This window comes from Defluviimonas aquaemixtae, from assembly GCF_900302475.1.
GTDB lineage: Bacteria > Pseudomonadota > Alphaproteobacteria > Rhodobacterales > Rhodobacteraceae > Albidovulum > Albidovulum aquaemixtae.
On the sequence record NZ_OMOQ01000005.1, the window covers coordinates 81,175 to 107,839 of the forward strand.

General features: G+C 64.4%; 28 protein-coding genes and 1 pseudogene. 9 read left to right on the top strand and 20 right to left on the bottom strand.

Features of this window, described 5'->3' with window-relative positions; genetic code table 11:
- The 6 genes from DEA8626_RS19335 to DEA8626_RS19360 all read left to right on the top strand — a co-directional run bounded on the left by DEA8626_RS19335 (position 1) and on the right by DEA8626_RS19360 (position 5,946).
- Positions 1-246: a MoaD/ThiS family protein gene (locus tag DEA8626_RS19335; RefSeq protein ID WP_108854888.1), complete on the top strand. Its 246-nt coding sequence runs from the start codon at positions 1-3 to the stop codon at positions 244-246.
- A gap of 193 nt (positions 247-439) precedes the next feature.
- Positions 440-1,561, top strand: coding sequence for an ABC transporter ATP-binding protein (locus tag DEA8626_RS19340; protein WP_108854889.1), 1,122 nt, complete (start codon positions 440-442; stop codon positions 1,559-1,561).
- Between the two features lie 82 nt (positions 1,562-1,643).
- Positions 1,644-2,738, top strand: a complete 1,095-nt coding sequence (locus tag DEA8626_RS19345; RefSeq protein WP_108854890.1) for an extracellular solute-binding protein — start codon at positions 1,644-1,646, stop codon at positions 2,736-2,738.
- A 60-nt stretch (positions 2,739-2,798) separates the two neighbouring features.
- Positions 2,799-3,089: a DUF1330 domain-containing protein gene (locus tag DEA8626_RS19350; protein ID WP_108854891.1), complete on the top strand. Its 291-nt coding sequence runs from the start codon at positions 2,799-2,801 to the stop codon at positions 3,087-3,089.
- The gene (locus tag DEA8626_RS19355; RefSeq protein ID WP_108854892.1) at positions 3,086-4,756 is read left to right on the top strand and encodes an ABC transporter permease; all 1,671 of its coding nucleotides are present in this window, start codon (positions 3,086-3,088) and stop codon (positions 4,754-4,756) included. Before DEA8626_RS19350 ends, DEA8626_RS19355 begins: the two co-directional genes overlap by 4 nt.
- Before the next feature lie 5 nt (positions 4,757-4,761).
- The gene (locus DEA8626_RS19360) at positions 4,762-5,946 is read left to right on the top strand and encodes an ABC transporter permease (RefSeq protein WP_108854893.1); all 1,185 of its coding nucleotides are present in this window, start codon (positions 4,762-4,764) and stop codon (positions 5,944-5,946) included.
- Positions 5,947-5,959: 13 nt separating this feature from the next.
- Here the strand turns inward: DEA8626_RS19360 and ade are convergent, their stop codons facing one another.
- The 13 genes from ade to DEA8626_RS19425 form a co-directional block, all read right to left on the bottom strand.
- The gene (ade, locus tag DEA8626_RS19365) at positions 5,960-7,657 is read right to left on the bottom strand and encodes an adenine deaminase (protein ID WP_108854894.1); all 1,698 of its coding nucleotides are present in this window, start codon (positions 7,655-7,657) and stop codon (positions 5,960-5,962) included.
- A 91-nt stretch (positions 7,658-7,748) separates the two neighbouring features.
- Positions 7,749-9,485: a SulP family inorganic anion transporter gene (locus tag DEA8626_RS19370; protein WP_108854895.1), complete on the bottom strand. Its 1,737-nt coding sequence runs from the start codon at positions 9,483-9,485 to the stop codon at positions 7,749-7,751.
- A gap of 49 nt (positions 9,486-9,534) precedes the next feature.
- Positions 9,535-11,214: a bifunctional protein tyrosine phosphatase family protein/NAD(P)/FAD-dependent oxidoreductase gene (locus tag DEA8626_RS19375; protein WP_108854896.1), complete on the bottom strand. Its 1,680-nt coding sequence runs from the start codon at positions 11,212-11,214 to the stop codon at positions 9,535-9,537.
- A 38-nt stretch (positions 11,215-11,252) separates the two neighbouring features.
- Complete coding sequence (locus tag DEA8626_RS19380) at positions 11,253-12,140, bottom strand: MBL fold metallo-hydrolase (protein WP_108854918.1); 888 nt, start codon at positions 12,138-12,140, stop codon at positions 11,253-11,255.
- Between the two features lie 23 nt (positions 12,141-12,163).
- The gene (locus DEA8626_RS19385) at positions 12,164-12,604 is read right to left on the bottom strand and encodes a DUF6691 family protein (RefSeq protein WP_108854897.1); all 441 of its coding nucleotides are present in this window, start codon (positions 12,602-12,604) and stop codon (positions 12,164-12,166) included.
- A gap of 4 nt (positions 12,605-12,608) precedes the next feature.
- The gene (locus tag DEA8626_RS19390; RefSeq protein WP_108854898.1) at positions 12,609-13,049 is read right to left on the bottom strand and encodes a YeeE/YedE family protein; all 441 of its coding nucleotides are present in this window, start codon (positions 13,047-13,049) and stop codon (positions 12,609-12,611) included.
- Positions 13,050-13,218: 169 nt separating this feature from the next.
- On the bottom strand, positions 13,219-13,899 hold the full coding sequence (locus DEA8626_RS19395; RefSeq protein WP_108854899.1) for a Crp/Fnr family transcriptional regulator: 681 nt from the start codon (positions 13,897-13,899) through the stop codon (positions 13,219-13,221).
- Between the two features lie 92 nt (positions 13,900-13,991).
- Complete coding sequence (locus tag DEA8626_RS19400) at positions 13,992-14,600, bottom strand: ABC transporter ATP-binding protein (protein WP_108854900.1); 609 nt, start codon at positions 14,598-14,600, stop codon at positions 13,992-13,994.
- Entirely contained in the window at positions 14,597-15,358 is a 762-nt protein-coding gene (locus DEA8626_RS19405; RefSeq protein ID WP_108854901.1) for an ABC transporter permease, read from the bottom strand. The genes DEA8626_RS19400 and DEA8626_RS19405 overlap by 4 nt, the downstream gene beginning before the upstream one ends.
- Complete coding sequence (locus DEA8626_RS19410) at positions 15,351-16,322, bottom strand: ABC transporter substrate-binding protein (RefSeq protein WP_108854902.1); 972 nt, start codon at positions 16,320-16,322, stop codon at positions 15,351-15,353. Before DEA8626_RS19410 ends, DEA8626_RS19405 begins: the two co-directional genes overlap by 8 nt.
- Positions 16,323-16,350: 28 nt before the next feature.
- Positions 16,351-16,788: a cupredoxin domain-containing protein gene (locus DEA8626_RS19415; RefSeq protein WP_108854903.1), complete on the bottom strand. Its 438-nt coding sequence runs from the start codon at positions 16,786-16,788 to the stop codon at positions 16,351-16,353.
- A gap of 12 nt (positions 16,789-16,800) precedes the next feature.
- Positions 16,801-17,775, bottom strand: a complete 975-nt coding sequence (locus DEA8626_RS19420; protein WP_108854904.1) for a YVTN family beta-propeller repeat protein — start codon at positions 17,773-17,775, stop codon at positions 16,801-16,803.
- Complete coding sequence (locus DEA8626_RS19425) at positions 17,772-18,947, bottom strand: ABC transporter substrate-binding protein (protein ID WP_438502452.1); 1,176 nt, start codon at positions 18,945-18,947, stop codon at positions 17,772-17,774. The genes DEA8626_RS19420 and DEA8626_RS19425 overlap by 4 nt, the downstream gene beginning before the upstream one ends.
- 140 nt (positions 18,948-19,087) lie before the next feature.
- Here DEA8626_RS19425 and DEA8626_RS19430 point away from each other — a divergent pair, with 140 nt between their 5' ends.
- From DEA8626_RS19430 to DEA8626_RS19440, 3 genes are read left to right on the top strand one after another with little or no spacing between them, the layout of a single operon-like run.
- Complete coding sequence (locus DEA8626_RS19430) at positions 19,088-19,600, top strand: DUF3280 domain-containing protein (protein WP_108854906.1); 513 nt, start codon at positions 19,088-19,090, stop codon at positions 19,598-19,600.
- Between the two features lie 8 nt (positions 19,601-19,608).
- Positions 19,609-20,142 carry an SRPBCC family protein gene (locus DEA8626_RS19435; protein WP_108854907.1) on the top strand — a complete coding sequence of 178 codons (534 nt, stop codon included), beginning with the start codon at positions 19,609-19,611 and terminating at the stop codon, positions 20,140-20,142.
- Entirely contained in the window at positions 20,139-20,963 is an 825-nt protein-coding gene (locus tag DEA8626_RS19440) for a quinoprotein dehydrogenase-associated SoxYZ-like carrier (RefSeq protein WP_245890933.1), read from the top strand. Before DEA8626_RS19435 ends, DEA8626_RS19440 begins: the two co-directional genes overlap by 4 nt.
- 111 nt (positions 20,964-21,074) lie before the next feature.
- Here the strand turns inward: DEA8626_RS19440 and DEA8626_RS19445 are convergent, their stop codons facing one another.
- The 7 genes and pseudogenes from DEA8626_RS19445 to DEA8626_RS19475 form a co-directional block, all read right to left on the bottom strand.
- A complete protein-coding gene (locus DEA8626_RS19445; protein WP_108854908.1) occupies positions 21,075-21,620 on the bottom strand; it encodes a PQQ-dependent catabolism-associated CXXCW motif protein in 546 nt (181 codons plus the stop codon).
- Entirely contained in the window at positions 21,617-22,414 is a 798-nt protein-coding gene (locus tag DEA8626_RS19450) for a substrate-binding domain-containing protein (protein WP_245890934.1), read from the bottom strand. The genes DEA8626_RS19445 and DEA8626_RS19450 overlap by 4 nt, the downstream gene beginning before the upstream one ends.
- Positions 22,415-22,463: 49 nt before the next feature.
- Positions 22,464-22,997 carry a c-type cytochrome, methanol metabolism-related gene (locus DEA8626_RS19455; protein WP_108854910.1) on the bottom strand — a complete coding sequence of 178 codons (534 nt, stop codon included), beginning with the start codon at positions 22,995-22,997 and terminating at the stop codon, positions 22,464-22,466.
- Between the two features lie 76 nt (positions 22,998-23,073).
- A complete protein-coding gene (locus tag DEA8626_RS19460; protein WP_108854911.1) occupies positions 23,074-24,876 on the bottom strand; it encodes a methanol/ethanol family PQQ-dependent dehydrogenase in 1,803 nt (600 codons plus the stop codon).
- A 182-nt stretch (positions 24,877-25,058) separates the two neighbouring features.
- Complete coding sequence (locus DEA8626_RS19465; RefSeq protein WP_181366528.1) at positions 25,059-25,463, bottom strand: c-type cytochrome; 405 nt, start codon at positions 25,461-25,463, stop codon at positions 25,059-25,061.
- 25 nt (positions 25,464-25,488) lie between these two features.
- On the bottom strand, positions 25,489-26,343 hold the full coding sequence (gene fghA, locus DEA8626_RS19470; RefSeq protein ID WP_108854912.1) for an S-formylglutathione hydrolase: 855 nt from the start codon (positions 26,341-26,343) through the stop codon (positions 25,489-25,491).
- Positions 26,344-26,504: 161 nt separating this feature from the next.
- A pseudogene (locus tag DEA8626_RS19475) lies at positions 26,505-26,665 on the bottom strand (S-(hydroxymethyl)glutathione dehydrogenase); the annotation flags it as partial.

A 26,665-nucleotide genomic window follows, 5' to 3' on the forward strand; every position in this document is an offset into this window, starting at 1 on the left:
ATGGTCAAGGTCCGGCTCTGGGGCTCGCTGCGACAGGCCGCGGATGGCAAGACCGAAGTCGAGGTCGACGCAACGACCTTCAAGCAGCTCCTCGACCGGCTGGCCGAGGACTATCCCGGCCTCACACCGCAGATCAAGCGAGGCGTCTCGCTGTCGCTCGACGGCGTGATCTACCGCGAGGCGTGGTTCACCGAGATCAAACCCGACAGCGAGGTCGTTCTCATGCCCTACATGACCGGAGGCTAGAATCGGACCTGTGCAGGGAGGCAACCGCCACCCGTGTCGCATTTGCACCCAATGTGGTCGCGCTCACGACATTTTCGACTCGCCGCGTGGGGAAATGTGCGATGCTGCGGGGAAATCGCATCCACGGTTGAAATCGTCGCGACGTTTCGATTAAGTCGCATAGCGCATAACGAAGACTCACAAAAACGCACCGATGGGGAGCCCGACATTGACACAGACTGACGCCGGCGGCGCTGACGCGTTCGTTCGTTTCGATCATGTGCAGAAAAGCTACGACGGCGAAACTCTGGTCGTGAAAGACCTGAACCTCGCCATTGCGAAGGGTGAATTTCTGACGATGCTGGGGCCGTCGGGGTCCGGCAAGACCACCTGCCTGATGATGCTCGCGGGGTTCGAGACCGCGACCCATGGCGACATCAAGCTCGACGGGCGTCCGATCAACAATATTCCGCCGCACAAGCGCGGGATCGGCATGGTTTTCCAGAACTACGCGCTATTCCCGCACATGACGGTGGCCGAGAACCTGTCCTTCCCGCTCGAGGTTCGCGGCTTGGGCAAGTCCGAGCGCGAGCAGAAGGTCAAGCGCGCGCTCGACATGGTGCAGATGGGCGCCTTCGGCGGCCGCCGCCCGGCACAGCTCTCGGGCGGTCAGCAGCAGCGCATCGCGCTCGCCCGCGCGCTGGTGTTCGAGCCGGAGCTCGTGCTGATGGACGAACCCCTGGGCGCGCTCGACAAGCAGCTCCGTGAACACATGCAATTCGAGATCACGCGGCTCGCGCACGAACTCGGGATCACCACAGTCTACGTGACCCACGACCAGACCGAGGCGCTCACGATGTCGGACAACATCGCGGTTTTCGACGACGGACGGATCCAGCAGCTCGCCCCCCCGGCGAAGCTCTATGAAGAGCCCGAAAACAGCTTCGTCGCCCAGTTCATCGGCGAGAACAACACGCTTCTCGGAACGGTCAAAGAGATCAAGGGCGAAATCGCCATCGTCCAACTCGATGATGGAGAGCTGATCGACGCCAAGCCTGTGAACGTCTCCAAGCCCGGCGAGCGTACCCGCGTCTCGATCCGGCCGGAGCGGGTGGAGTATAACAAGGCGCGGCTTCAGCAAGGCGTGCATACGCTCAAGGCGGAAGTTCTGGAGTTCATCTACATGGGCGACATCTTCCGCACCCGGCTCCGCGTCGCCGGCAATGACGATTTCGTCGTCAAGACACGCAACGCGCCGGACCAGATCCGGCTGGAACCAGGTAGCCAGATCGAGATCGGCTGGCTGCCGCAGGATTGCCGCGCGCTCGACGCATAGGCGCCGGCACGAGTGTTGGCCCACCGCCTATCCCGGGGCACGGGCCGAACCTGAAATGACGGGACTGACTAGGGAGTAACTAATGCATCTGAAGAAAATCCTCCTCGCCTCCAGCGCGCTTGCAATGTCCGCGAGTGCCGCATCGGCGATCGACCTTACTCTGGTGTCGTGGGGCGGTGCCTACCAGAACTCGCAGCTCAAAGCCTACGCCGAGCCCTACATTGCCGAGAACCCCGACGTGAACATCATCTGGGACGAAAGCTCGGCCGAAGCTGTGGCCAAGCTTCGCGCGATGAACGAAGCCGGCAACATCACTTGGGACCTCGTGGACGTGACGGTGTCGGATTCGATCCGTCTCTGCGACGAAGGCCTCGCGATGGAAATCGACTTCGACGAAGTGCTCGCCCCCGCTCCGGACGGCGCGCCGGCGTCCGAAGATTTCGGCGACACGCTTCAGAACGACTGCTTCATCCCGCAGATCGTCTATTCGACGACCTTCGGCTATCGCACCGATCTCGTGGGCGATACGCCTCCCTCCACGGTCTGTGACATCTTCGACCTCGAGAAGTACCCGGGCAAGCGGTCGCTGCAGAAGCGTCCGATCGACAACGTCGAATGGGCGCTTTACTGCGATGGCGTCGCCAAAGAGGACATTTACGACGTTCTCAGCACCGAGGAAGGCCAGCAGCAGGCTTTTGACAAGCTGGCCACGATCAAGGATCAGGTCGTCTGGTGGACCGCCGGCGCCGAGACGCCGCAGCTTCTGGCCGATGGCGAAGTCGTGATGGGCTCGACCTTCAACGGCCGCCTGTTCTCGGCGATCGCCGAGCAGAACCAGCCGATCGCGATGCTGTGGGACATGCAGTCGTTCGACCTCGACGGGTGGATCGTGCCGGCCGGGCTTTCGGAAGAGAAACAAGCGGCCGTCTTGGACTTCCTGAAGTTCGCGACCGATACCCAGCGTCTTGCTGATCAGGCGAAGTACATCTCCTACGGCCCGGCCCGCGCGTCGTCGGCACCGCTCGTCGGCCAGCACGAGGAACTCGGAATCGACATGGCGCCGCACATGCCGACCGACCCGGCCAATGCCGGCAATACCCACATCTACGACTACGGCTGGTGGGCCGACAACCGCGATGACCTGGACGCCAAGTTCCAGGCCTGGCTGGCGCAATAAGCGCAACCCGAACACATGGCAGGGCCCCGGCGAGGGCCCTGCCACCACAAGGGGGATGCGATGCCGAGGGCCTACTGGATGGTTCACGTGAACGTCGTCGACGCACAGAACTACGCGGAATACGTTCGACTGGACACACCTGTCATCGAATCCTACGGCGGACGTTTCATCGTGCGCGGTGGGCAGAGTTTGGCCCCCGAAGCGCCGCAAAAGGATCGCCACGTCATCGTCGAGTTTCCCGACTATGACGCAGCGGTCGCATGCTATCATTCCGAAGACTACCAGAAGGCCGCCGCGATCCGGCGCAACTACGCCGAGTCGGATTTTGTAATTGTCGAGGGCATGACATGACCGATGCAGCGATGACTCAGGATGCCGTCGTGCCGCAGGCCGGCCAGATGCGGGCCGCGGACGGCACACCGCTGAAAAAGAGCCTTGCCCGCGCGCTCAGGCGACAGAAGTTGCGCGCGCTTGCGCTGGTCGCGCCACTCCTCATCTTCGTGCTCGTCACCTTCATCGCGCCGATCGCGGACATGCTATTCCGTTCGGTCGAGAACCAGATCGTCGCCGACACGCTGCCGCGCACAGTCGTGGCGTTGAAGGGTTGGGACCCGTCCTCCGGCGAGGCCCCGGATGAACCCGTTTTCCAGGCGCTCGCCACCGACTTCCAGATCGCGGCCGAGCAGAAGAACCACACCAAGCTCGGCTCGCGCCTGAATTACGAGAACCCCGGCATCTCCTCGCTCTTCCGCAAGACCGGCCGTGGCGCCGACGATATCGGCGATACGTTTATGGATCGCTTCACCGATCTTGACGAAGCGTGGAAAGAGCCCGGGACCTGGGCCGCGCTGTTCGGATCCGACGAGTGGCTGGCCGATCAGGCCGCATGGACCGAGGCCGGTGACCGGAAGGCGTCGCAGCCCGGATTCAAGCTTCGCGACGGGGTCGCCGATGCGCTCCCGATCACGACGGGCGTCTATCGGACCTTCGCGCGCGACGTCCAGTCCGACGGCCGAAAAAGCCCGGCCGACACGAAGCCCTGGCCAGTCCTCTTCTCGGCACTCGCGCAGGATCTTTCCGCGACCCCGCCTGACGCGCTGACCGCGATCGAGGGCGCCGACACAGCACTTCTTCAAAACGCCGCCGGAGCAGTAGGCGGGTTCGAGCCCTACCTCTACAAGGAGGCGTTCCTCGACATCGACAAGGATTGGGGCGACGTCGACAAGTGGGAAACGATCAAGGCATACAGCCCGCCATACACGCCCGGCTACTTCCTGAACGCTGTTGATCTTGAACAGGCGCCCGAGGGCATCCAGGCGCGGCCTGCGCAGCAGCAGATCTACATCAAGCTCTTTGTCCGCACCCTGTGGATGTCGCTCATGATCACGTTCTGCTGCCTGCTGCTCGGCTATCCGGTCGCATGGCTTCTGGCGAACCTGCGCGCCTCGACGGCGAACGTCCTGATGATCCTCGTCCTCCTGCCGTTCTGGACCTCGCTTCTCGTCCGGACCTCGGCCTGGAAGGTGCTCCTGCAGCAGCAGGGCGTGATCAACGACATCCTTGTCTGGCTCGGAATTGTCGACAACGCGGGGCGGCTCGTGATGATCAATAACCAGTTCGGCACGATCGTCGCGATGACGCATATCCTCCTGCCGTTCATGATCCTGCCGCTCTACTCGGTGATGAAGACCATCCCGCCAACCTATCTGCGCGCTGCGAAGTCGCTCGGCGCGACGCCCTGGACGGCATTCTGGCGGGTCTATTTCCCGCAATCGGTGCCGGGCATCGGCGCGGGCTCGATCCTGTGCTTCATCCTCGCCATCGGATACTACATCACACCCGAACTCGTCGGCGGCACGAATGGCGTATTCATCTCGAACCGGATCGCCTACCACATCTCGACCTCGCTCAACTGGGGTCTTGCGGCGGCGCTCGGGTCGATCCTCCTGGGGGCGGTCCTGCTGCTCTACTATGTCTACGACAAGATCGTCGGCATCGATAACGTGAAGCTGGGGTAACGACGATGACCACTCTCGCACCCGAAATTCCGACGCCGAGCCTGACGGGCTTCACTCTACCCCTGAACGCCACCGCGGGCGCGCTTCTCGGCTATGTCGTGGGCACTGCCAAGGGCAGCCCCTTGATCGGCGTCCTCCTTGGCGCGGTTTTCGCGGCGGCGCTGGCCTACGCGCTGATCCAGTTTGTGCCCCAGCGCCGGACCGGTCGGATTGGCGCAGCGGCACTCGCCGGGATCGCCGGGCTCATCCTCGCCGGCGTTTCGGGTCTGATCGTGGGCGTCGTCCTCGGCCTTGTTCTAAGCTGGTTCGCCTACTGGCTCGATAGTGGCGAATACCGCATGGGTGTGCCGATCTACGCGACACCGCGCGAGGTGCTGTGGCACAACACGTTCCGCCTGATCTGCGGGGTGATCTTCTTCTTCCTGATCGCCCCGATCGTCGTCGTGATCCCGCTGAGCTTCAACGCTCAGGACTTCTTCACCTTCACGCCGGCGATGCTAGCGCTCGATCCGGACGGCTATTCGCTGAAGCACTATCGCGACTTTCTCACGAATTCCGACTGGCAGGGCGCCTTGTGGAATTCCGTCCGCATCGCGCCGGTGGCGACGATTCTGTCGGTCGGTTTCGGCACCCTCGCGGCGATCGGGCTTTCACAGTCGCACGTGCCGTTCCGGCGCGCGATCATGGCGATCCTGATTTCACCGATGATCGTGCCGCTGATCATCTCGGCGGCGGGGATGTATTTCTTCTACTCGCGCATCGGCCTTCAGGGCACCTACTGGGGCGTCGTTCTGGCTCATGCCGCGCTCGGCATTCCCTTCGTGATCATCACCGTGACCGCGACGCTTGTCGGCTTCGACCGCTCGCTGACACGGGCAGCGGCAAACATGGGCGCGGGACCGGTCCGGACCTTCTTCAAGGTCCAGATGCCCCTCATCCTGCCGGGCGTCATCTCGGGCGGGCTCTTCGCCTTCATCACGTCATTCGACGAAGTCGTCGTGGTGCTATTCGTCGGCTCAGCCGGTCAGAAGACGCTGCCCTGGCAGATGTTCACCGGCCTCCGCGAACAGATCTCGCCCACGATCCTCGCCGTCGCAACGATCCTGGTGACCTTCTCGATTATCCTCCTCACGACGGTCGAGATCCTGCGCCGGCGCTCGGAGCGGCTGCGCGGCATGTCGCCAACCTGACAGCGGAACCGGTTCAGCCCGGGATGATCTCGAACTTCGTCACGTCGACCATGCCCCGGTCGGTGATCTTCAGCGCCGGGATCACCGGCAGCGCCAGGAAGGCGAGCTGAAGGAACGGCTCCTCGAGCGTCACACCGAGACCGCGCGCCGCACTCCGCAACTCGACCAGCCGGTCGCGCACGGTCTCGAACGGCTCGAGGCTCATGAGCCCGGCGACCGGCAGCGCCAGTTCTCCCTGAACCTCCCCTTCCCGGACCACGACGATCCCGCCCCCGATCTCCGACAGCCGGTTCGCGGCCAGAGCCATGTCGGCGTAGTCCGCGCCCACCACCGCGATATTGTGATGGTCGTGGCAGACGGTTGACGCAATCGCACCCGCCTTCAGCCCGAACCCCTTCACGAAACCGGTCGCGATATTGCCGTTCCGTCCGTGCCGTTCCACCACGGCGATGCGGATGAGGTCTCGGGCCGTATCCGGCCGCTTGTCGGCATCGGCGATGGGTATGTCCTCGACAAGATGCTCGGTGATGATCTTGCCTTCGATGATCCCGATCACATCGGTTTTGGAGCGGTTCGCACGAGCGCGGAAGTTCTCCGCCGTCACCTTTGGCGCCTTAACGGAATTCCGCCCCACGGGTGGCACCTTCGCGCGCCGCGCGAAGGCCGCGTCATCGACGCGGCAGCCCGCGCACAGGACCAGCCGCGCGTGGCAGCCCTCAAGGCTGTCCACCGCGACGATGTCGGCCCGCTTCCCCGGCGCGATCTGGCCGCGGTCCTTCAGGCCGAACGCCTCGGCGGCCGACAGGCTCGCTGCCCGGTAGACGGCGAGCGGCGGCGAGCCGAGTGCGATCAGCCGCCGGATCATGTAATCGAGATGGCCATGCTCGCCGATGTCCAAGGGGTTCCGGTCATCGGTGCAGAGGCACAGATAGGGTGACGTTGCTTCGGTCAGCACCGGCTGTAGCGCGTCGAGGTCCTTCGACACGCTGCCCTCGCGGATCAAGACGCGCATTCCCTTCCGCAGCTTTTCCAGCGCCTCCTCCGCCGTCGTCGCCTCGTGCTCCGTCCGGATCCCCGCGGCGATATAGGCATTGAGGTCGCGCCCCGTGAGCTGCGGGCAATGCCCGTCGACATGGCCGCCCTCGAAGAGCCGCAGCTTCGCCATCGCGCCCGGATCGCGGTGGATCACGCCGGGATAGTTCATGAACTCGGCGAGCCCGATCCCGCTTTCATGCCCCATCACCTGCGCGAGGTCCTTCGCATCGATCTCGGCCCCCGCCGTCTCCATGTGGCACGACGGCACGCAGGACGACAGCTGCACGCGGATATCCATCAGCGTGTGGCGGCTCGCCTCCTGGAAATAGCGGATGCCGTCCAGCCCGATCACGTTCGCGATCTCGTGCGGGTCGCAGATCGCGGTGGTGACGCCGCGCGGGGTCACGCAGCGGTCGAACTCGAACGGCGTGACGAGAGAGCTCTCGATATGCAGATGCGTGTCGATGAAACCGGGCACGAGTGTCAGGCCCGATACGTCAAGCATCTCCCGCCCCTCGTACTCCGCCCCGATCCCGACGATCGTGTCCCTGCAGACCGCCACGTCGCCGTCGATGAAGGCGCCCGTCACGACGTCGAAGACCTGACCGCCCCTCAGGACCAGATCGGCCGGCTCGTCACCCCGCCCCTGGGCGATCCGCTTCTCCAAGGCCGCCATGTCGCCCTCCGTCCGTGTCCGCCCCTCGCCGGGAAGGCGCTCAGAAGACCGCAAAGGTGCCGATCTGTCCAGTGCAGCACAGGGCGCAGAATCACTCCGCCGCGTTACGGACAGCCGGATTCGTGGCGAGGCACCGCCATGCGTCGTACTGCGACAGGAAGACCTGCCCGTTCAGCTCGTCGAGAAAATGCGTGGTCTTCAGCCGGTCCATGACCGGCCCCTTAACTTCGGACAGATGGAAGCCGATGCCAAGCTCGCCCAACCGCCGGTTGATCCCCTCGAGCCGTTCCAGCGCCGAATAGTCGATCTCGTTCACGGCCGAGCACATCAGGACGATGTGACGCAGCGCTTCATTCCCCGCCACCCGATTCAGGATCATCTCCTCAAGAAAACGCGCATTAACGAAGTAGAGGCTTTCGTCGACGCGCAGCGTCAGAAGCCTCTCGTCCGTTTCGACCCTGTGGCGGTGGATGTTCCGGAAGTGCTGGGTGCCGGGGACAAGCCCCACCTCGGCCACGTGCGGGCGGGAGGTCTTGTAAAGGTGCAGCGCAATCGACAGGAGAACACCCGCCGACACGCCGACTTCGACACCCAGACCCAGCGTCAGGAGAATTGTCGCACTGACCGCAAAGAAATCGGCTTTGGAATAGGCCCAGGTTTTCTTGAGGATCGAGAAATCGACGAGGCTCAGGACCGCGACAATGATGGTCGCGGCGAGCGTCGCCCTTGGCAAATAATAGACGAGCGGCGTCAGCGCGACGGCGGCGATGGCGAGCCCGATTGCGGTGTAGGCGCCGGCGGCGGGCGTCTCCGCGCCCGCGTCGAAGTTCACAACTGATCGCGCGAAGCCGCCGGTGACCGGATAGCCGCCGGTAAAGGCCGCGCCGAGATTGGCGGCGCCAAGCCCGATCAACTCTTGGTTCGGATCGATGCGCTGGCGCTTCTTCGCCGCCAGCGTCTGCGCGACCGAGATCGACTCGACGAAGCCGATGATCGAAATGAGCAGCGCCGGTACGAAGAGCGCGCCCAAGAGGTCGGTCGTGAGCGCGGGCATCGTCAGGGGCGGCAGGCTTTGCGGCACCTCGCCCACGATCGCTAGGCCCCGGTCGGCGAGGCCAAGGCCCCAGACCGCCAAAGTCGTAACCGCCACCGCCGCGACCGGGCCGGCCTTCGTCGCGACATCGGCGAGCCTCGGCGACAGTCCGAGCTTCCGCAGCAGCGGCTTCAGCCCCTTGCGGACCCAGAAGAGGAACGCCGTCGCCGCGACGCCGATCGCAAGCGTCGCCGGGTCAATGTCTCCGAGATGGCGCCCGAGCGACAGGACGATCTCGACAAGCGTATGGCCCTCGGCGTCAACGCCGAGAATGTGCTTCAGCTGGCTCGCCGCGATCAGCACGCCGCTCGCGGTGATGAAGCCCGCGATGACCGGGTGGCTGAGGAAGTTGGCAAGAAACCCCAGCCGGAAGACCCCCATGAGCGCGAGGATCGCCCCCGACAAGAGCGCGAGCGTCAGCGCGGCGGCGGCATAGCCCATCGTCCCCTGTTCCGCGACCTGGCCCACCGCGACCGCCGTCATCAACGACACGACCGCGACCGGCCCTACGGCCAGCGCCCGGCTGGTGCCGAAGATCGCGTAAAGGATGATCGGCACGATCGAGGCATAGATCCCCGCTTCGGGCGGCAGACCGGCAAGCAGCGCATAGGCCAGCGATTGCGGGATCAGCATGATCGTGACGATCACCGCCGCGATCAGGTCGTTCGACAACGCCTCGCGCGAATAGGTGCGACCCCAGTCGAGAACGGGCAGGTATCGGGCGAAGCGTTGCATCATCTCTCAGGGTCCTGAAGGCGGCGGGACCTTGCGCCCGCCGAGGGTCTCACTCCGCGGCAACGCGGATCTTTTCGGGTTTCGCCAGCCATTCCTTGCCGCGAAGCATGGCCTTCCAGTAGATCGGCGGCAGCAGCTTTTCCTTCAGAAGCCAGGCCACGTGGCTCGGCTTCGTGCCGTCGACCAGCCAGTTCGGGAACGATGGCTTCAGCGCGCCGCCATAGCCGAACTCGGCCAGCACGATCTTGCCGCGCTCGACCGTCAGCGGGCAAGAACCATAGCCGTCGTATTGCGCGACGGGAGACCCGCCGTTGATATCCGCGACGATATTTTCGGCTACGACAGGCGCCTGCTTGCGCGCCGCCGCCGCCGTCTTGGCGTTCGGCGCGTTCATTACGTCACCGAGCGACCAGACGTTGTCGAAGGTCTTGTGACGCAGAGTGGCCTGATCGACATCGACCCAACCCGCTGCATCGGCGAGGGGAGACACGCGGATAAAGTCCGGCGCGGTCTGGGGCGGGCAGACATGCATCATGTCGAACTCAACTCTGACTTCGGTGGGCTCCATCTCGGGCTTGGCGATCCGGAAGGTAGCCTTCTTCGCGGGACCGTCCACCGAGGCCAGATTGTGAAAGAAGTTAAGGTCCGCGCCGTATTTGTCGACATAGCCCATCAGCGCCGGGACATAATCCTTCACGCCGAACAGCACGCCGCCCGCATTCATGAACTGGATGTCGATATCCTTCAGAACCCCGCGCCGGTGCCAGGCGTCGCCCGAAAGATAAAGCGCCTTCTGCGGCGCACCCGCGCATTTGATTGGCATCGGCGGCTGGGTGAAGATCGCCCTTCCCGCCGTCATTCCCTGCACCAGCTGCCACGTATAAGGCGCCAGGTCGTAGCGGTAGTTCGAGGTCACGCCATTCCGGCCAAGCGTCTCTTCCAGCCCCTCGACCGCGGCCCAATCGAGCTTCAGCCCCGGACAGACGATCAGCCGGTCGTATTTTACCACCCGGCAGCCATCCAGCACGACGGCGTTGTCCTTAGGCTCGAATGCCGCGACGGCGGCTTTGATCCAGTGGACGCCTTTCGGAATGAGGCTCCCCATCGTCTTGGCGGTGTCGCGCGGCTCAAAGATGCCGCCACCCACCATCGTCCAGCCCGGCTGGTAGTAGTGTATGTCGGCCGGGTCGATCACCGCGATATCCAGATCGCACTTGCGCGACCTGAGGCTTGCGGCGACCGAAATGCCGCCCGCGCCCGCGCCGACGATCACGACGTCGAACTTCGCATCGCCCGTATCGGTCGGCGTCCTGCCCCCGTTTGCAATGCGCCGCGCCACACCGTTCATGTCGTAGCCCGCAGCCTTCGCCGCGCCGAGAATGTCCGGCAGCGGGCGGCGATTAGCCTCGCTCAACGACCAGAGCGTCGCGGACCGCGTCCCGGTCCGGCAATAGGCAAGCACCGGGCCCGGCAGGTCGCGCAGCGCTTGTCCGAAGGCGCGGGCGGTTTCGTCGGTGACGATGCCGGGGGTCACCGGCAGGTAAATGAATTCCAGACCCTCGGCGGTCGCCGCGGCCGACATCTCTTCATGGCCGGGCTGATCGGCGGCCTCGGCGTCGGGGCGATTGCAGATAATCGCCCGGAAGCCTTCGGCCTTCAGCGCCGGAACGTCGGACGGCATGACTTGAGGGCTGACGGACAGCCCGTCAGCGATCTTACGAAGGTCCATCGCGGAGTTCCTTGTGATATGGCGATGTAAGTCCCGGCTCAGAGACCGTTGACGGGCACCTTGAGATAGCGTTTGCCGCTTTCGTCGGCCGGGGGCAGTTCTCCGCCGCGCATGTTGACCTGCAGCGACGGGATAATGAGCTTCGGCATGTCGAGTTGCGCGTCACGCTCGGTCCGGAACTTCACGAACTCTTCCTTGGTCTTGCCGCCGCCCACATGGATATTGTACGCCTTTTCGTCGGCCACCGTGGTCTCCCACTGGATGTCGCGGCCGTTCGGCCCGTAATCGTGGCACATGAACAGCCGCATCTCGTCGGGCAGACTCAGAACCTTCTGAATGCTGTCGTAAAGCTCACCCGCATCGCCGCCGGGGAAGTCGGCCCGCGCCGATCCACCGTCGGGCATGAACAGCGTATCGCCCACGAAGGCCGCGTTGCCCATCACATGGGTCATGCAGGCGGGGGTATGACCCGGCGTGTGCATGGCGAAGCACTTCATCTCACCGACCATGTAGACGTCGCCGTCGTCAAAGAGTTTGTCGAACTGGCTGCCATCGCGCTGGAACTCGGTGCCTTCATTGAAGACCTTGCCGAAGGTTTCCTGCACGACGGTGATATTGCGCCCGATGCCGAGCTTGCCGCCGAGCTTGTCCTGGATATACGGCGCGGCCGACAGGTGGTCCGCATGCACATGCGTCTCGATCAGCCAGTCAAGCTTCAGACCGTTGTCCTTCACGTAGGCGATGATCTCATCGGCATGTGTGTAGCTGATGCGCCCGGCGGCGTAGTCGATGTCCATGACGGAGTCGACGACCGCGCAGGCGTCCGAGGCCGGGTCCTTCACGACATATGAAATCGTGTTGGTGGCCGGGTCGAAGAATGCCTTGACGTCCGGCTTGATGTCGAGATTCACGGGATAGTCGGTCATGTCGATTACCTCCATTCCAGAGTTCAGTTTCGCACTGCCGCAGCGCGGCGGCCCGTAAGCGTCTGCAGTCCACGCGCCGCGAGGATGCCCGCGATCATGGCGGCGATGAAGATGAAGACCTCGACACGACCGGTGCCAAGCGCCGGAAGCGCCCCACCCGGGCAGAAGCCCGAAATGCCCCAGCCCAGGCCGAAGAGCGCCGAGCCGCCGATAAGCGGCAGGTCAATGTCGCGGCGCGTCGGGACCTGGAATGTCTGTGCGAAAACCGGGCGATTCCAGCCGAAAACCACCCGGTAGCCGATGAAGGTCACGACGAGCGCGCCGCCCATCACCAGAATCAGCGACGGGTCCCAAGTGCCCGCGAAATCGAAGAAGTTCAGAACCTTGGCCGGGCTCGCCATGCCGGAGATGGAAATCCCGACGCCAAAGACAAGGCCGATGAGATAGATCACGATCACCTGCATGGGATCACCCTCCGATAACGTGGCGCAGCACGAAAACCGTCACGCTCGTCGCGGCCATAAAGGTCGCCGTGGCAACGATCGAGCGCGGCGACAGCCGCGCCATGCCGCAGACGCCGTGACCCGAGGTGCAGCCCGACCCGTAGGTCACGCCGAGACCAACGAGTAGCCCGCCGACCACCAGCATCCCGGTGGATAGCGGCACTTGCACCACCGGCATCGCGCCCGTGGCGAGGCTGACCGCCAGCGGTCCCGTCACCATCCCCAGAAGCAGGGCGATCCGCCACACTGCATCGCCCGGAGCAGGGCGCTGCAACAGCCCCGAGAGGATCCCGGTCGCCCCCATGACGCGGCCCAGCGCCGCCATCAGCAGGATAGAGGACAGCCCGATCAAAATGCCCCCAATGAGCGATGCCCAAGGCGTGAATACGGTCTCGATCACGGTCATCTCCTGTCTTCCTCCATTCTATTCTTGGAACGGCCGCGGCGCACGTCCGCACCAGGCCGAGCGCGGAACCTTTGAAATGCTTTGCTCGTACCGTTCGTCATCACGTCCGTCCAGAGAATCACCGAGGGCTGCGTCATCGCATACCCATCGCGAAGTCACGGTGACATGGTCACCGTTCTCCGACAGCGCGCGCGAGCCGCTGCAGCCCCTGACGTCCGGTCAGCCTGACCTCGCCACGCGCCTGTTCGATCCAGCGCCGACGCTGGAACTCGGACAGCGTCCGCGACACGACCTCGCGTGCGGTGCCCAGCTCGTTGCCCAGAACCTGATGCGTCGCCCGCACAACGCCATCCTGATCGGCGAGTTCCAATAGCCGCGCGGCAAGGCGCACATCCACGCGCTGGAAGACGATATCATCGATGAGCGTGAAGAGATCAGTGATGCGCCGTGAATAGGCTTTGAAGACGAACTGGCGGAAGACGGGCGACCGCGCGACGAGGTCGTCGAACGTCGCCCGGGGAATTGCGGCTGCGCGCACGTCTGTCTCGGCGATGCCGTCGGCCGAATAATCCTCGAATGCCAGCATGCAGGCGGTGGTCAATACGCAGCTTTCGCCCGCATTTACGCGGTAGAGAAAGACCTCTCGCCCCGTTTCCGACTTCTGCTGCACCCGAACCGTGCCGTCGAGCAGCAATAGCAGGTTGTCGGCTGACTGGCCTGGTGCGAACACCTGCGTGCCGGCCGGCAAGTCGATCACCTGGCTTCCCTTGACCAGATCGTCGCGAATGTCCTGTGGAAGACGCCTCAGTCCCTCGAACCGGTCGATCCAGTCATCCGTGCGATCGTCCATGTTCACCCTATCCCAACTCGCCCTTTCTACAGTCTACACAACGTAGCGTGCGGCGATAAGCATCCATGTAGGAACCAATGAGGAGCGGCGCATCACCCGCCAGTCTTGGGCACAGAGATTGTCGCGGGCCGCCCCGTCAGACGCAGGATGCGGGTCGCGAGCCGCCGCGCCTCCGCCTCGGAATGCGTGACGAAGAGGGTGGCGGGCCGCACCTCCGCGATCAGCCGTTCGGTCAGCGCCAGCATTTCCTCGGCCGTGTCGGGGTCGAGCGACACGAACGGCTCGTCCATGAACAGCACCTCAGGCGCCTCGGCCATCGCCCGGGCGAGCGCCACGCGCCGCTGCTGGCCGAGCGACAGCTGGCGCGGGAACTGGTCGGCCTTGTCCGCGATCCCCACCCGGTCGAGCGCGGCGAGCGTGCCGTCGCGCCCCAGTCCCGGATGGACGAGCGACAGGTTCTCCGCCACCGTGCGCCACGGCATCAGAACCGGCTCCTGAAACACCATCGCCGCCCGTTCGGGACGCTTGACCTTGCCCCGAAAATCGCGGTCGATCCCTGCCGCAATCCTCAGAAGCGTCGACTTGCCGATCCCGGAAGGGCCGAGGATCGCCAGCACCTCGCCCGGCGCCACCGAGAAGCGGACATCGCGCAGCACCTCCTCCGCCCCGAACGCCTTCGACGCGATGTCGACCTCGATCACGCGGTCCTCCAGTGCCGCACCCGCCGCTCGAACGGCTGCAGCACAAGCCACTCCACGAGCAGCATCACCACGATGAAGGAGAGAGAGTAGATCAGCACCATGCCGACGGCGAACTGCTGGAAATGCAGGTGGATCTGGAACCCGATTCCGTTAGAGCGGCCGAGGAACTCGACGACCAGCACGATCTTCCAGATCACCGCGATCCCCGACCGCGCCGCCCCCGCGATGAACGGCGCGAGTTGCGGCAGCACAACGTGACGCAGCCGCCGGCCCGCCGGCATTCGGAAGACCTGCGCCATCTCTGAAAGGCCGGGATCGAGCGCCCGCGCGCCCTCGCGGATGATCGTGGTGACGTTCGGCACCTTGTTCAGCGTCACCGCTGCAATCGCCGCCGTCTCGTTCAGTCCGATCCAGAGATAGCAGAGCACGATCAAGACCAGCGCGGGCAGGTTCAGGAACACCACGAGCCACGGGTCGAGCCAGCGATCCACTGCCGGCAGCCGCCCCATGAGCAGACCCAGCACGACGCCCAGCGACATCGCCAGCACGAAGGCCCAGATCACGCGGGTGAGCGTCTTCCATAGATGCCACGGTAAGCGACCCGTCTCAACCTCCTGCGCGAAGGGCGCGAGCAATGACCAGGGTTGCGGCAGGATCAGCGGATCCGCCGTCACCGCAGCCGCAGCGATCCAGAGCACAACGAGTGCCAGGACAGACAGGACGCGGATCGCCGCGGGATGGGTCAGTGCGTCATTCAAGCGTCAGGAACACCCCCTCGGGCAATGTCGTCGCCTTGCCGACCAGTTCCGCACCACCAAGCTCGGCCATGAGCTGCAAAAACCGGTCGGCCGCCGCCTCGTCCACCGGCGCGCCGCTCGGGATACCGTCGCGGTAGCCCTCCCGGAGCGCCTCGAACTCCGCCTCGTCGGCCGCGCCCATCCGCTCGCGCAGACCCTCCCAAGCGGCATCGTCGCTCTTCAGAAGCTCCTTCGCCGCCCGCGATGCACGGGCGAGACCCTCTGCAACCTCCGGATTGGAGGCCACATAGTCGCCCTTCAGCACATAGCCCAGAAGCGGCGTGTCGGGATCGAGGCCAAGCGCCTCGGCCGCCTCGGAGACCGAGATCAGGTCGTGCATCCCCTTGGCCTTCATCTTGGCGAGGAAGTGCCAGAAGTTGATCGCGCCCGCCGTCTCGCCCTCAAGACCGGCCTTGAAGATCAGGGGCGGCGCGCCGAAGACCTGCTCGGTCTCGGCGGCTAGGTCGAAACCGTATTCCTGCTCGGCATAGGCGCGCAGGATCAGCCAGCTTTTGTCCAAGGGGCCGCCCGCGATACCGATCTTCTTGCCCTTCAGGTCGGGCAGCGCTTTGATGCCGCTGTCGTCCTTGACCACCAGCCCGCCCACGGCGCGGGAATAGGGGATGAAGACGTAGTTCCGCCCCTCGGCCCGCATCCGCGCAACCCAGATCCAGTCAGCGACGATCACGTCCGCCTCGCCGCCCTCGAAGGCGATGCGCGTCGCCGGATTGTCGGCATAGTCCTGGATGTCGAGGACGAAGCCGTTCGCCTCATCCAGCTTGTTGCCCTTGATCACCGCCGCCTCCCAGCCGACGGTGCCCGTCGCCAGCATCCCCGCACGCAGATGCGGCAGGTCCTGCGCCTGGGCGAACCCGGCAAAGAGCGCCGCCGCGAGGCTCAGCGCCAGTCGCTTCAACGTGTTCATCTCATCCTCCCAAGTCGCAAGATCGCTGTCACTGGATGGTGATTGAAACCCTTTGGCTCTCCCCGGTCGTGCCGGGGATCGAAAGCGTGTAGCTGCCGGGCTTGATCGCGATGAAGGACAGCGTTGCCTCGCCCGCGTCGTCGAATTCGAGACTGTCGATCGCCATCGGCCGGACCTCGATATCGTCGATGACGATCTCGTTCATCCAGATCGCGCGGAAGAAGTCGGGGCCGGACAGCGCAAGCTCCGCCGAGCCGTCGGCAGTGATCTGAACTTCGTAATACGCGCCGGACTGAAGCGCCACAGGACCCGCCGCCAGCGGCTGGCCCGACGCGAGCGTCAGTACGATCGGATCGCCCCGGTTGCAGTTGGCGAGTAGGCCCGCGAACCCGAAGTCGTCACAAAGCGGGGCCGCGCTTGCGGGCATTGCCGCAAGCGCAACGATGGCAGCCATGATTTTCTTCATCTTCTCCCTCTCTCAATCCGGTGCCACGACGACGCCCCAGGGCTGTTCACCCACCTGGACGGACTTGATGACCTCCTCGGCCTCGACCTCGATGATGCTCACGTCGTTGGAGTTCCCGTTCGTCGTGATCAGGTATTTCTCGTCCGGCGTGAATGCCATCTGCCAGACCCGCTGACCGACGAGCAGGTACTCGATCACGTCGTCCGTCTCACCATCGATCACCGCCACGCGGTTGGCCGGGCCGAGCGCCACGAAGATACGGGAATCGTCCGCCGTCACGCGAACACCCACGGGTTGCAGCCATTCCGGCAGCACGCCCGGCACCTCGAACGTGATCTTTTTCATGATCGCGGGCTCTGGCAGCGTCATGTCGATTACCGAGACCGTCCCCCCGATCTCTGAACTGACGTATAGCTTCGTGCCGTCCTTTGTGAATTCGGCGAAGCGCGGTCGCTGGTCGACCAGCACGTTGTGCGTGATCTCGTAGGTCTCCGCGTCGATGAAATGCGCCATGTTCGTCGTCTCGGAGGTATTGATGATCACCGTCGCCTCGGGATTGATCGCCATCCCTTCGGGCTCCACCCCCACCGGCACCTCGGCCAGGACCTCGCGCGTCTTGACGTCGACCACGGTCACGAGGTTGTCGTCCTCGTTGGCGATGTAAAGTGGATTGCCCGACGGGTGCAGCACGAACAACTCCGGGTCCGGGCCCGACGGCAATGTCCGTATCTCTTCGTAGGTCTCAGGGTCGAATACACGCACTGTGTCGTCGTCCGAAGCGCAGATGTAAAGCTCGCTGCCATCCGGGCTCATGGTGATACCGCGCGGACGGTTGCCGGCGGGATATTCGCCGATGACCTCCCAGGTCTCGCTGTCCAGCACCGTGAACGTGTTTCCGCGTTCGTTGGTAACGAACACCTTGTTCGCATCGGCGGGTATCGCGAGCGATAGCGTTGCGACCAGGGTCAGGGGCGCAATAAGTCTCATCCTCCTCCTCCGAACGCGGTGCAGTCCGTCTCAGGACGGTCACGGCCCAGTGTGTCCAAGGGCGAGACCTGGTGCAGAAAACCGTCCTGCGGCGAGACCGAGACCATGATATGCCGGTCCGTCAGCAGGACCGGCTGGCGCATCTGCCCGTTCCAGTCGCGAAAGGTCAGCTTCTGCCCCTTGAACGCGGCAAGTTCGAACGCGTCCGACAGCACGTAATCCCGGATCGCCGCCGGGTCGGCCGAGCCGGTCCGCGTCACCGCTTCGCCGATGACGCGCAGCGCGAGCCAGACCTGGTAGTCCTCCTCGCGCATGCCCCGGCCCGTCAGCCTCTCGAACCGCCGCTGGAACTGCGTCGCGCCCCAGGCCTCGAGCGCCGGGTGCCACGTGACCGGCATCAGCCCTGCAGATCCCGCAACCGGGCGCGGCTCCCAGACATGAAATGGCAGATAGGCGGCGAAAACGTCCGCCTCGTCGGCGGCGACGATGACATCGTGGTCCTCCGCCTCTTGGGTGAAGGTCGGGATCTGGCGCTGGACGAGCACGTGCCCGGTATCCGTCCTGCGCGCGCCGCCAGTATCGACAAAGACCCGCTCGTCGACGATCTCCGACCCGAACTTGCGCATCGCGTGCCGATACGCCTCGGCCAATAGTGCATCAACTGCATGCGACCCCTGGATCAGAAACACGCGTTTCCACTGCTTCCAGACGAGGAACTGCACCAGAGCGTCCGCAAGCATCTGCCGGCTCGGCGCGACATGCAGCAGGTTCGCCCGGCACTCCGCCTCGCGAAGCGCCTCGTCCCGAGCGCCCGCGTTCAGGATGAGCGCCCCCTCGCCCGCGCTGTCGGCGGCGGCGAGCGTCTCGTCGGCACTGGCCAGAACCACGAGCAGAACTGTGCCCGCGGCAACGAGATTGCCGACAGCCTCCTCAACGCCGTCCGGCGGAACGACAACGGTCTGAAGCGTGAACTCCATCCCGAGAAAAGTGCCCGTCGTCTGGTTGTCCTCCGTCGCCAGTTCGGCCCCCGCGAAGCCCAGATTATCGGGCTGGATATCGAGCCTGGAAATCGGCAGGGGAAGCTCGCGGTCCACGCGCAATACGGCTGTCCTGACCTCCACGGCCTGCACCGCGAGGGTGCACACCAGAAGCGCCAGACAGCCGCCAAGCAGGCTGCGCCAGATCGATATTCGCAGGCTAACCTCCCATTTTCCCACGAATCCCTTCTCAAGGATGCGCCCTCCTCGCGCCACGTGAAACCGAGACTTATGGCGCATTGCCCCCGTTTCGCACTTCCCTACACTTTTCGCCCATGACACGCGGTCCGGTTCTTCTGTGGCTGATCGCCATGCCGGCCTGCGGCATGGCTGCGGAATACGGCGGGCCGCTCAAGGATGACGCCACCGTCGCGTTTTTCGGCATCACCTTTACCGACACCTCAACCGAGGGCGCCTACGACGGCGAGCGCGCCGACCAGACGGCCCGTGTCACGCTGCTCGAAGACGAGGTCCGCGCTCGGTTCGCCCACGAAGGCTTCATGCTGCTGCCGACGGCGCCCGTCGCGGACAAACTCGACACGATCGCGAACCCTGCCGACTGCAACGGATGCGAGGTCCGCTTCGCCTCCGAACTCGGCGCCGACTACGCGCTAGTCGGCGAAGTCCAGAAGGTGTCCAACCTGATCCTGTCGATGAACCTTGTCATGCGCGATGCCGGAGACGGGGAGATGGTGCGCGGCCTCTCAGTCGACATCCGCTCCAACACCGACGAAAGCTGGCTGCGCGGCATGCGCTACATTTTCAAGAACCACTTCTTCAAGAATTGAGGTCTGCCATGCTCACACTCCGCCCCCTCGCGATGCTTCCAATCCTCGTTCTGCCCACGCTCGCACCCGCCCAGGAAACGGCCGAGTATCAGGTGACCCTCAGCGAAGACATCGCGGCCGCGCCCGCCGACGTCTGGGCCGTGATCGGCGATTTCCAGGACATGAGCTGGCATCCGGCGGTCGTCGCGACTGAAGGTGAAGGCGGAAGCGAACCCGGCGCGACCCGTGTGCTGACAGTCGGGCAAGTGGGCGGACCGACGATTTCCGAAACACTCGAAGACTACGATGCGGGCGCAATGACATATGCCTACACGATCACCGAGACGCCACCCGAGGTGCTGCCGGTCAGTGATTATTCCAGCCGGATCACGGTCATGGCCGCCGACGGCGGCGGATCGACCGTCGAGTGGAGCGGCACGTTCAAGCGCTACGACACCAGCGCCGAACCGGCCGAGGGCCAGACCGACGACGCGGCCACGGCTGCTGCAACGGCCGTCTACCAGGCCGGGCTCGAAGCCCTAGCGGCGAAGTTCGGCGGATGAACGGCGGGAAAATGAACTACATGCGCGCCCTGGCTACCATCCTACTTCTGGCGCTCGCCCCGCCTGCATTCGCGGATGAGAGCAGTTGGCCTGACATCCGCGCGGCTCTCTACGGCGAACGCGTGCTCCAATCTGGCGACAACGTGGTCGCGCTCGACGCGCCCTATCGCAGCGCCAACGACAGCCGCACGATCATCGGCGTTTCGCTTGCCGCGCCTCCGGGGCTAAGAATCGCGGCCGTCACCGTCGTCCTCGACGAAAACCCGATGCCTGTTTCAGCCGTCATCCGGTTGGCCGAGCCCATGCCGCGTTTTCGCTTCGAAGCGACCTTGCGCTTCAACGGCCCCACGCCGGTCCATGTCGTGGCCGAAACCGCCGACGGTAAGCTTTTCATGACCGAAGGCTTCGTCAAGACCATGGGTCAGGGGGCGTGCGCTGCGCCGCCCGGAACCAACCCCGAAGACGCGCTCGCCGGCCTGGGCGAGATGACGATCGGCATCGGGAATTCAAGTCGTGCCGCCGGCACCCTTGCCGATCTCTCCGCCGGGCAGATGGAGATGAGCCTGTCGATCGACCACCCGAGCCATTCTGGCATGCAGATGGACCAGATTACGCTTCTCTTCATCCCGATGCGCTACGTGGAAAACGTCACAGTCGAGCTCGACGGCGAACCCTATGCCGAGGTCACGGGCTCCATCTCACTGTCGGAAAACCCCGAACTCACGCTGTCGATCCCGGCCCGGACGCGTGGCATCGACGTCACGATGACCGACACAGACGGCACCGTGGCCCATGCAAGCCGGAAGCTGGCAGATTACTGATGCCTGCATCACTGCATCAACCCCCTGAAAGAAGTGCGGGCCGCGCCACCCCGTGGGGGCAGGCCGGCGCAGCCCGCTGTGCCGCCGGGCGGTGGGGGTCGATCAAGGCCATTAGGGCCTCGGCGGTTCCGGCTCCGGCGACAATTCCTCAAGCGGATAGTCCATGAACTCCCACCCGTCGGTGCCTTCGGGGTACCAGTAGACTGTCGAATAGCCGTACTGCAGCGCCCGCTTTGCGGCATTCCAGCTCATCCAGCACTCGTCGAGGCAAAATATCAGGATCGGGTTGGACCTGTCTCCGTCGGTGGCTTTGGATAGACCGGCGCGAAAGTACGCGTCCGTCAGTTCGGCGATCTGGCCGTAGCCCACGTTTGGCAGCCACAGTGCGCCGGGGATCGAAAGGCGCGGCTTCTCGTGCCAGATCGTGCCTTCGGGCAGCTTGTCGGGCTTGGGCGCACGCGGTAGCACGTCGATGAATGCAGCCCCGCGCGCGCTCCAAAGCGCGTGCGCCTCTTCTGAGGAGACCACGGTGCCGCCTGCGAGCGTCGAGGGAACAGGCGCGCGGTAAGCGTCCTCGCGAAACCCCTCGGGTTCTGGCGCGTCCGCCACGACCGAAACGGGCATCAGCGCCAGCGCGAAGGCGACGGTCCGGATCATTCGGCGACATCCTTCAGCTCCGTCCCCATATCGGTCAGAAGCGGAACGCCCGCATCCGCGAGGATCGCATCGATCCTGTCCTGATTGCGGCGGATCAGCGAATTCAGCCGCCGCGTCCACGCCTTCTCGCCCTGCCGGACTCCCATTGTGATGCGGTAGAACAAGCGCGGCTGGCCCGGCTCTTTCATCAGCGGCGTGACCTTCAGGTCGGGATGACTGGCCTTCACCAATGGCCCGCCGATCGGTCCCCAAAGGATCGCGGCGTCGATCGTGCCGGCTTCCAGGTCGGCCAGCATATCGCCCGACGGGTCCTGATAACGCCGGTCGACGAACAGCTCATAGCCCTTCGCCCCCGCTATCAATCCGTTGCGAACTAGATGCGTGGCCGGCGCGCTGCCGGCGATGACGCCGAGGCGTTTGCCTTTGAGCGCAGGATCGGACAGCGCCGTGACCCCAGCGAGCGGCCCGTCCGCCTCGGCAATCAGGACATAGGCCGAGGTGTAGTAGTGATTGGTGTTGAGCACGAGCTCGTCACCCTGGGCGTAGCCGATCACCACGTCGCATTCATTCGCCGCGAGCGTGCGGCGGATGAAGCCCGTGGCCATCGGAAACCAGGTGTATTTCACCGGCAAGCCAAGCTCTCCGGCAAACAGCTCTGCGATCCGATTTTCGAATCCGCTCCCGTCTTCAACCGACAGCGGCCGGTTGGCCGGATCCGCGCAGACCCGAAATGCGGCGTCGGAGACGAGGTCAGAGGTCTCTTGCGCGTCGGCCGGGACGGCCGTGCTCGACATGACTGCCGTTACGACAAACGCGGTGACATGCGCGCGCCTGTGCGGGATCTCACGTCCCCAAGCAGGCGTTCTCGGCTTCGCGGATCGCATCTGACTTGTCTTCCTTCTTGGGCGGGCGTCCGCGCGGCAACGCGCCGGTTCCGCGCGCCTTGAGATAGGTGTAGATGTCGTCGAGGTAGCACATCACGTTCGGATTGGTGCCGAAGGCCGGCATGACCGATTGCTGCGATGCGCTGACCCTTTCGCGCCCGTTTGTCACGACATCGACGAAGTCGTAGTAGTCCATCGTCACCGCCGGGCCCTTCAACGCCGGCGCATAGCTGCCCCCCTCGCCCTCCGGGCCGTGACAGACATGGCATTCGGAGTGGTAGCGGCGGAAGCCCGAATAGGTCAGCCAGTCGACCGTCCCGTCCTCAGCGATGTTGTAGGTGGGCACGCCGTCCTCGGTATAGTAGCGCCCGTCCTCCTCGTAGCCGACGGCGACGTTGTCGGGCGCCGTGTCCGTCTGGGCGACCGCCGTTGCGGCCGGAATGCCCGACACCGCCAGGATAGCGAGCGGCAGGGCCCTGATCATCCGTGTCATATGCTCTTCGGTTCCCTTGACCCATGGATGGGCCGGCGCGCCCCAGAGCGCCGGCCCGTTTCGCGAGTGTGGCCGCTCAGTCAGGCAGCGTGAACACGGTCATGACACCGCCAAGCGCGGTGTAGTCGCTCAGCGCCGCATAGCCGCCGACCGCCCCGAGCCCGTCGGTCGGGTTCGTCAGACCCGCCGCGAGACCGATACCGGCCCAGCCGCCGACGCCCGACAGGATCGCGACATGCTGCTTGCCGCCATGCGTGTAGGTCATCACGTTGCCGATGATGCCGGACGGCGTCTTGAACTTGTAAAGCTCCTCCCCGGTCTCGGCGCTCACCGCCTTCAGATAGCCCTCCAGCGTACCATAGAAGACGACATCCCCCGCCGTCGCCAGCGCCCCCGACCAGACCGAGAACTTCTCCGGCAGGGACCACTTGATCTCGCCCGCGATATTGTCCCAAGCGATGAAGTTGCCCATGCCGCCATGGCTGTCGGCCGGCGGATACATCGACAGCGTCGCGCCCACATAGGGCTGACCGGCCGTGTAGCTGACGCGGAACGGCTCATAGTCCATGCAGACGTGGTTCGTCGGCACATAGAACAGCTCGGTCTTCGGGCTGTAGGCCGCCGGCTGCTGGTCCTTGGTGCCAAGCGCCGCCGGGCAGATGCCGACCGAGTTCGTGTCCTCGCCGTTCTGCTCGGTCGAGTACTCGGCCACGACCGCCGGACGTCCGTAGGTCTCCGAGGCCGGGTCCATGTCGACGCCGGTCGTCCAGTTGACCGTCGGATCGTACTTTTCGGCCACGAGCAGTTCACCCGACACCCGGTCGAGCGTATAGGCCAGCCCGTTCCGGTCGAAATGGGTCAGGAGCTTGCGCGCCTCGCCATTCACCTCCTGCTCGGTCAGGATCATCTCGTTGATCCCGTCATAGTCCCACTCGTCATGCGGCGTCATCTGGTAGACCCACTTCGCCATGCCGGTATCGACATCGCGGGCGAAGATCGCCATCGACCAGGCGTTGTCGCCCGGGCGCTGCGCCGGGTTCCAGGTCGAAGGGTTGCCGGTCCCATAGTAGAACAGGTTCTCGTCGGCATCGTAGCTGTACCAGCCCCAGGTGGTGCCGCCGCCGATCTCCCACTGATCGCCTTCCCAGCTGGCGGTGCCGGAATCCACGCCAACCGGCTTGCCGAGATGGGTGGTGTTCTCCGGATCCATCAGCGTGTCCGCATCCGGGCCCATCGAATAGGCGCGCCAGGCGAGCGAACCGTCGGCCAGGTTGTACGCCGTGACCGAGCCGCGCACACCGAACTCGCCGCCCGAGATGCCGACGATCACCTTGTCCTTCACCGGAAGCACGGTGGCGGTGTTGGTCTCGCCTTTCGCCGGATCGCCGTTCTTCACCGACCAGGCGACCTCGCCGGTCTCGGCATTCAGCGCCACGACCGTCGTGTCGGCCTGATGCAGGATGATCTTGCCGTCGGCATAGGCGACGCCGCGGTTCACCGTGTCGCAGCACATCACCGGAATGACCGATGGGTCCTGCTTGGGTTCGTATTTCCAGATCACCTTGCCGTCCTCGTTGAGGTCGAGCGCATAGACCGTATTCGGGAACGGCGTGTGCACATACATCACGTCGCCGATCACCAGCGGCGAGCCTTCATGACCGCGCAGAACCCCGGTCGAAAAGGTCCATGCGACCTGCAGATCACCGACGTTGTCCTTGTTGATCTGGTCGAGCTCGGAGTAACGCGTGTTCGCGTAGTCGCCAGTCTGGATAACCCATTGGTTCGGATCATCGATCAAGGCCTGAAGATCGGCATTGGCCTGTGCGGCCACGGTGCCGCCCAGCGTCATCGCCGTCGTCAGGATCAGAAGTCTCTTCATGTCGTCCTCCCATCTGAAATGCCGATCCAGGGACCTGCTCCCGCACGGATCATTGAAGAATGCCGCTTTGCTCATTCCGCGGCCCGATCCTGTGCTCTCCCAGTCCTTGCCACGCGCCCATCGGCCCGGTACGCGTGGGCTCTAGTTGATTCCTGTTGCCCGCAGTCCTCCTTCTGTCGCTCCTATTCGTCCGCGAACGTCGCCAGATAGGCGATCACGTCGGCGCGCTCTTCTTCCTTGCGAAGCCCGGCGAACGTCATCTTCGTGCCGGGTACGAAATCCTTTGGCTTCTCCAACAGCTCAGCGATGGTCTCGGGGCTCCAGACCAGGCCATCCGCAGCCGCGGTCTTCATGGCGTCGGAATAGGCGAAATCCTCGTACGCGGCCGCCGGCCGCCCGATGACTCCGTTCAGAGGCGGGCCGACCTTCGCTTTCGCGTCTTCGCCCACGTCATGGCAGGCCTTGCACTTGCGAAACACCTTCTCGCCATTGGCCGCATCGCCCGCCTCCTGCGCCTGCGCCGCGACTGTCCCTGCTGCGATCAGCAGAACACCGGCCAGCCGCCTCATCGCCGTCTCCAGAGTCATTCGTTTCTTCACCCTCCCTTCGGGTTCACGCCGCCAATAGCCGCTCGGCGTGCCATTTCACGTGGTCCTCGCCGAAACTCGTGACGAAGAAATAGCTGTGGTCGTATCCGGCCTGCATGCGCAGGACGCCAGGCTGCCGGCGCTCGGCCATTAGCTGGGCCAAGGCGCCGGGTCTGAGTAGATCGAGGAACTGGTCCTCGGTGCCCTGATCGATAAGGATGTCCCGCTCCCAGCCGCATTCGGTCAGCAGCAGGCAGGCGTCGTAGGCCGCCCAGTGCGCCTCGTCGTCGCCGAGATAGGCCGACAGCTGCTTGCGGCCCCATTCCGATCGTGTCGGATTGACGATCGGCGCGAAGGCCGAAACCGAGCGGTAAAGTTCAGGATTGCGAAACGCGATCACGAGCGCGCCGTGGCCGCCCATTGAGTGGCCGGTGATGCCCTGCGACTCGCTGATCGGCAGCGCCCCCTGCAGGATGCCGCGAAGCTCGCGCGTAACGTAGTCGTACATCTGATAGTGATCCCGCCACGGCGCGCGCGTCGCATTGACGTAGAAGCCCGCCCCCTGGCCGAGATCGTAAGCGCTGTCGTCCGCCACGTCCTCTCCGCGCGGCGACGTGTCTGGGAAGACCAGCGCGAGGCCCGCCCGCGCCGCATGGGCCTGAAGCCCGGCCTTTGTCATCGCGTTCTCATGCGTGCAGGTAAGCCCCGAGAGGTACCAAAGAACGGGCACCGACCGGTTGGCCGCCTGCGGGGGCAGGAAGACACCGAAGGTCATGTCGCCGCCGCAGACCTGAGACCTGTGACGGAACACCGATTGCGTCCCGCCGCAGCAGCGGTTCTGCGAAACCAGTTCCAGCGCATCCGTCGTGGTTCTCAGCATTCCGACCTCGGGTCGTGCGATACGGTTTCAGACACCCGCGGCGCGCGCGTGTAGCGGCGTGCGCAAGTCCTTTCGATTGGGTTAACGGGCATTCGAAAGCGCGTGTCCGTCAGCATCTTGGCGTTTCCTTCGCGCGTGAAACGGTCCCGTTTCACGGCCTCTCAATAGATCACGACCGAGCGGATCGACTCGCCCGCATGCATCAGGTCGAAGCCCTTGTTGATCTCGTCGAGCTTCAATGTATGGGTGATCATCGGGTCGATCTCGATCTTGCCGTCCATGTACCAGTCGACGATCTTCGGAACGTCGGTCCGCCCCCTGG